Here is a 4,953-nt window from a genome sequence, read left to right as displayed (position 1 = left end):
ACCCACCTCCGCAGCCATTTATTGGTGTGGTCTACAGAGGATTAAGTCTTTTTAGAGGGGAAAATCCCTAGAACCCCCATGTCGCTGGCAAGGAACGCCACGGCGAGTCAATCGCCCACTCAAACAAACGGTTACGAACGCCACCAACCCGACCAGACGCTGCTCTACCAGCTGGTTGAGCAGCACTACCCAGCCTTCAAAGCCTCACTCGAAGCCCAAGGTCAACACCTGCCTCGCTACATCCAACAAGAATTCAACGACCTCCTCCAATGTGGCCGTCTGGAGTATGGTTTCATGCGGGTTCGCTGCGAGGATTGTCATCACGAGCGTCTGGTCGCCTTCAGCTGTAAACGACGCGGCTTTTGCCCTAGCTGCGGTGCCCGCCGGATGGCCGAGAGTGCGGCGCTGCTGATAGACGAAGTCTTCCCCAAGGAGCCCATTCGCCAGTGGGTGCTCAGCTTTCCTTTCCAGCTACGCTTTTTGCTGGCTCGCCATCCCCAGCTGATGGGCCAGGTCTTGAGTATCGTCTATCGTACACTCTCAACTCATCTGATCAAAAAAGCCGGTTACACCAAAGCCTCTGCACAAACTGGCTCAGTGACTCTTATCCAACGCTTTGGCTCCGCGCTAAATCTCAATGTCCACTACCACATGCTGTTTCTCGATGGTGTCTATGCCGAAGATGACTATGGCAAGCAACGCTTCCATCGTGTCAAGGCACCCACTTACGATGAGCTGAATACGCTCGCTCACACCCTCAGCCATCGCATCGCTCGCTGCATGGAAAAGCGTGGGATTTTGGAGCGTGATGCCGAGAATACGTGGTTGACACTGGAAGAGGGCGAAGACGATACGCTGACTCAATTACATGGTGCTTCGGTTACGTATCGCATTGCCGTCGGCCCCCAGCAAGGGCGCAAAGTCTTCACCCTGCAAACCTTGCCAGGGCGTGAGGATAAAGCCGACTCAAGCAGTCGAGTAGCCAACCATGCTGGTTTCTCGCTACACGCCGGTGTGATGGCCGAAGCGCATCAGCGGGATAAGCTTGAGCGCTTGTGTCGCTACATTAGTCGGCCAGCGGTTTCAGAAAAACGTCTGGCATTAACCGCCAATGGGCAGGTGCGTTACGAGCTCAAAACTCCGTACCGCAATGGCACCACCCATGTGATCTTCGAGCCGCTGGACTTCATCGCCAAACTCGCTGCGTTGGTACCTAAGCCGCGAGTCAACCTCACACGCTTCCACGGCGTCTTTGCACCGAACAGCAAACACCGAGTTCAAGTAACACCCGCCAAGCGGGGCAAGAAGCCCGACAAATCGGAAGGTCTCGATACTAACTGGCGTGACAAGAGTCCTGCAGAGCGCCACCGCGCCATGACCTGGATGCAACGCCTCAAGCGAGTCTTCAATATTGATATTGAAGTCTGCGAACACTGCGGCGGTCACGTCAAAGTGATTGCCAGCATCGAAGATCCGAAGGTCATTGAGCAGATTCTCAAGCATCTGAAACAGAAAACAGCCAAGGCGAATGCCGCCAAGCAGCGTGAGCTGCCACCAGAACGAGCGCCGCCACTGACTCCCAGCCTGTTCGATCCATCACAGAGTCGTCTCTTTGACTGACGACCCCAAATCCAACACTGCTCAACACTGCCAACTTTTAAACGGGGCGGTGGGGCAGTTTGTATCTCTCGAGCTATCAGGCTAGAGATTTTACCGCCAAATCGAACCTTATTAGAGCGGTTTAGGCTGGACCGGCAGTTAAAATTGGGGCTTGAGCGGTAAACGAGTGAGGGAATTTCAGGTAAGATACTTCGGATGAGGAGCAAAAAGGTGGTTTATACTTCCTATACCCAAATTGCTTAATTAATGTTAAAGCTTCTCCAGCAATTCCCCTGCCTTGAGCACTTTGCTTAATCATGTAACCTACTTCGGCTATTCGCGCCTTGTGATTAATGACCTTCAATCCAATACTGCCCAGCTTTTCTCCTGATGATATGTCCTCAATACCAAATGAAAGCCAGTGATCACTTTCAAACTGCCAAGATTGAGATTTTAACTCAAACGCTGCCACAGCTTCTTGATAAGTTAGAGGCTCATACACATGCTCCATCATAATGGGGCACATTGATATTTCTATGAACAACTGTCTATCTGAACTATCAAATGGTGATAGTTTTATTCTACTACCTCTTAGCTCCACTATTTTTCCTTTGCTTTATTTGTCTATTTGTCAGAAGTCTTATCGGATGATGCTAATTTTTGTGTATGAAGGAGTAAACTAACGTCTCCAACCTGACCATGCCCAGGCACTACAGTGACTATATCTGGATAGCGTTGCAGCACTCTTTGAATAGAGTTCGACCATTCGCCTATATTTGCATCTCCAGTGTAACCTAGACTTTTATTACGGAGGCTTTTAACAAAGCAACCGCCAAATAATAGCTTTTCATTCGGTAACCAAACAACGATGTTATCTTCAGTATGGCCTGGGCCAGGATAATACACTGTCGCAATGCCGTTGAAAATTTTGAGTTCATTGCTCGATATTTCAGTATTCGAAATTTCTTTGTTATTGAGTTTAAGAAGTTGATTAGTGAGTGAAGTGGCATAAGTGTTAACTTTTAAATCATTTAAAAGTGGTAAATCACCACTCGCATCTTCATGAAAGTGAGTTACTATTGCGCTTTTTAGTACGAGACCTCTATCTTCAATCCATTCAATAAGTTGATTGGTTGCTTTGGTCGTCCAAGGAGTGTCAATCAGGTATGCCGCATCTCCATCGACTACAATTAAGCCAGACGCGCCAATAAACCCCCAAGGCTCAACATGTTTATATGAGATATGCTGATAGATATTATCGGTTAATTGTTTAACCTCCAGCGTTTTAGTGTCTGTATTGTTTGCTGCTGTTACAAAAGGAACAAAAAGAGTAATGAGCAGAATATTTTTTATCAGAAAATTCATTATTGACGACCTCTGAACGTCATTAAAAATGTGCAATTATGAGCTTGTAACGTCTATTACATTGAATCAAATTAAGTTGTTCATAGCGACTAAGTAGAGACATTTATCTTAAGTAACCTTATATGCGTTTGTAATCTTTTAATGCATTGAGACATGGAGCAAATGCTAAGAATAGCGTATCTTTTATGCTTTTGCAAGTAGTTCAAAGTTTCGGCAAGTTGAACAAGACGTTAAGGCAATTGAAGTTTCTCTTTCTGCTCGTATAGGTGTTTCCGTTCTTGATACTCAAAATGGAGAATACTGGGATTACAATGGCAATCAGCGCTTCCCGTTGACAAGTACTTTTAAAACAATAGCTTGCGCTAAATTACTATATGATGCTGAGCAAGGAAAAGTTAATCCCAATAGTACAGTCGAGATTAAGAAAGCAGATCTTGTGACCTATTCCCCTGTAATAGAAAAGCAAGTAGGGCAGGCAATCACACTCGATGATGCGTGCTTCGCAACTATGACTACAAGTGATAATACTGCGGCAAATATCATCCTAAGTGCTGTAGGTGGCTCCAAAGGCGTTACTGATTTTTTAAGACAAATTGGGGACAAAGAGACTCGTCTAGACCGTATTGAGCCTGATTTAAATGAAGGTAAGCTCGGTGATTTGAGGGATACGACAACTCCTAAGGCAATAGCCAGTACTTTGAATAAATTTTTATTTGGTTCAGCGCTATCTGAAATGAACAAAAAAAAATTAGAGTCTTGGATGGTGAACAATCAAGTCACTGGTAATTTACTACGTTCAGTATTGCCGGCGGGATGGAACATTGCGGATCGTTCAGGTGCTGGCGGATTTGGTGCTCGGAGTATTACAGCAGTTGTGTGGAGTGAGCATCAAGCCCCAATTATTGTGAGCATCTATCTAGCTCAAACACAGGCTTCAATGGCAGAGCGAAATGATGCGATTGTTAAAATTGGTCGTTCAATTTTTGACGTTTATACATCACAGTCGCGCTGATAAGGCTAACAAGGCCATCAAGTTGACGGCTTTTCCGTCGCTTGTTTTGTGGCTTAACGCTACGCTACCACAAAACAATCAACTACAAAGCCGCAACTTATGGCGGCGTTAAACATCATGAGGGAAGCGGTGATCGCCGAAGTATCGACTCAACTATCAGAGGTAGTTGGCGTCATCGAGCGCCATCTCGAACCGACGTTGCTGGCCGTACATTTGTACGGCTCCGCAGTGGATGGCGGCCTGAAGCCACACAGTGATATTGATTTGCTGGTTACGGTGACCGTAAGGCTTGATGAAACAACGCGGCGAGCTTTGATCAACGACCTTTTGGAAACTTCGGCTTCCCCTGGAGAGAGCGAGATTCTCCGCGCTGTAGAAGTCACCATTGTTGTGCACGACGACATCATTCCGTGGCGTTATCCAGCTAAGCGCGAACTGCAATTTGGAGAATGGCAGCGCAATGACATTCTTGCAGGTATCTTCGAGCCAGCCACGATCGACATTGATCTGGCTATCTTGCTGACAAAAGCAAGAGAACATAGCGTTGCCTTGGTAGGTCCAGCGGCGGAGGAACTCTTTGATCCGGTTCCTGAACAGGATCTATTTGAGGCGCTAAATGAAACCTTAACGCTATGGAACTCGCCGCCCGACTGGGCTGGCGATGAGCGAAATGTAGTGCTTACGTTGTCCCGCATTTGGTACAGCGCAGTAACCGGCAAAATCGCGCCGAAGGATGTCGCTGCCGACTGGGCAATGGAGCGCCTGCCGGCCCAGTATCAGCCCGTCATACTTGAAGCTAGACAGGCTTATCTTGGACAAGAAGAAGATCGCTTGGCCTCCCGCGCAGATCAGTTGGAAGAATTTGTTCACTACGTGAAAGGCGAGATCACCAAGGTAGTCGGGGTTCTAGGGATTTTCCCCTCTAAAAAGACATAATCCTCTGTAGACCACACCAATAAATGGCTGCGGAGGTGGTT

The 4,953-nt window shown here is 47.1% G+C and carries 5 protein-coding genes; 3 read left to right on the top strand and 2 right to left on the bottom strand.

The features are described from left to right. Positions 1 to 78: 78 nt before the first annotated feature. Positions 79 to 1,620: an IS91-like element ISCR1 family transposase gene (locus tag R7P74_RS24375; RefSeq protein ID WP_000050481.1), complete on the top strand. Its 1,542-nt coding sequence runs from the start codon at positions 79 to 81 to the stop codon at positions 1,618 to 1,620. Positions 1,621 to 1,741: 121 nt separating this feature from the next. On the opposite strand, the gene R7P74_RS24370 is transcribed toward R7P74_RS24375, so the two are convergent. Both R7P74_RS24370 and R7P74_RS24365 read right to left on the bottom strand, forming a co-directional pair. Beyond that, positions 1,742 to 2,200, bottom strand: a complete 459-nt coding sequence (locus R7P74_RS24370) for a GNAT family N-acetyltransferase (protein ID WP_181726414.1) — start codon at positions 2,198 to 2,200, stop codon at positions 1,742 to 1,744. 23 nt (positions 2,201 to 2,223) lie between these two features. Next, positions 2,224 to 2,964, bottom strand: a complete 741-nt coding sequence (locus R7P74_RS24365; RefSeq protein ID WP_181726415.1) for a subclass B1 metallo-beta-lactamase VAM-1 — start codon at positions 2,962 to 2,964, stop codon at positions 2,224 to 2,226. 178 nt (positions 2,965 to 3,142) lie between these two features. Here R7P74_RS24365 and blaPSE point away from each other — a divergent pair, with 178 nt between their 5' ends. Both blaPSE and aadA1 read left to right on the top strand, forming a co-directional pair. Next, positions 3,143 to 3,976, top strand: a complete 834-nt coding sequence (gene blaPSE, locus R7P74_RS24360) for a PSE family carbenicillin-hydrolyzing class A beta-lactamase (RefSeq protein ID WP_181726425.1) — start codon at positions 3,143 to 3,145, stop codon at positions 3,974 to 3,976. 117 nt (positions 3,977 to 4,093) lie between these two features. Next, positions 4,094 to 4,912: an ANT(3'')-Ia family aminoglycoside nucleotidyltransferase AadA1 gene (gene aadA1 / locus R7P74_RS24355; RefSeq protein ID WP_181726426.1), complete on the top strand. Its 819-nt coding sequence runs from the start codon at positions 4,094 to 4,096 to the stop codon at positions 4,910 to 4,912. The last annotated feature ends 41 nt before the right edge of the window (positions 4,913 to 4,953 follow it).

The sequence above is a fragment of the Vibrio sp. 2033 genome, from assembly GCF_033339735.1.
The sequence above is the reverse complement of the archived record's forward strand: the minus strand, read 5'-3'. Positions and strand labels throughout refer to the sequence as shown.

What these genes read in the sequence shown, in the direction of transcription:
- aadA1 (WP_181726426.1), top strand. Translation starts at nt 4,094, where the DNA reads ATGAGGGAAGCGGTGATCGCCGAAGTATCGACTCAACTATCAGAGGTA.
- R7P74_RS24365 (WP_181726415.1), bottom strand. Translation starts at nt 2,964, where the DNA reads ATGAATTTTCTGATAAAAAATATTCTGCTCATTACTCTTTTTGTTCCT.
- R7P74_RS24375 (WP_000050481.1), top strand. Translation starts at nt 79, where the DNA reads ATGTCGCTGGCAAGGAACGCCACGGCGAGTCAATCGCCCACTCAAACA.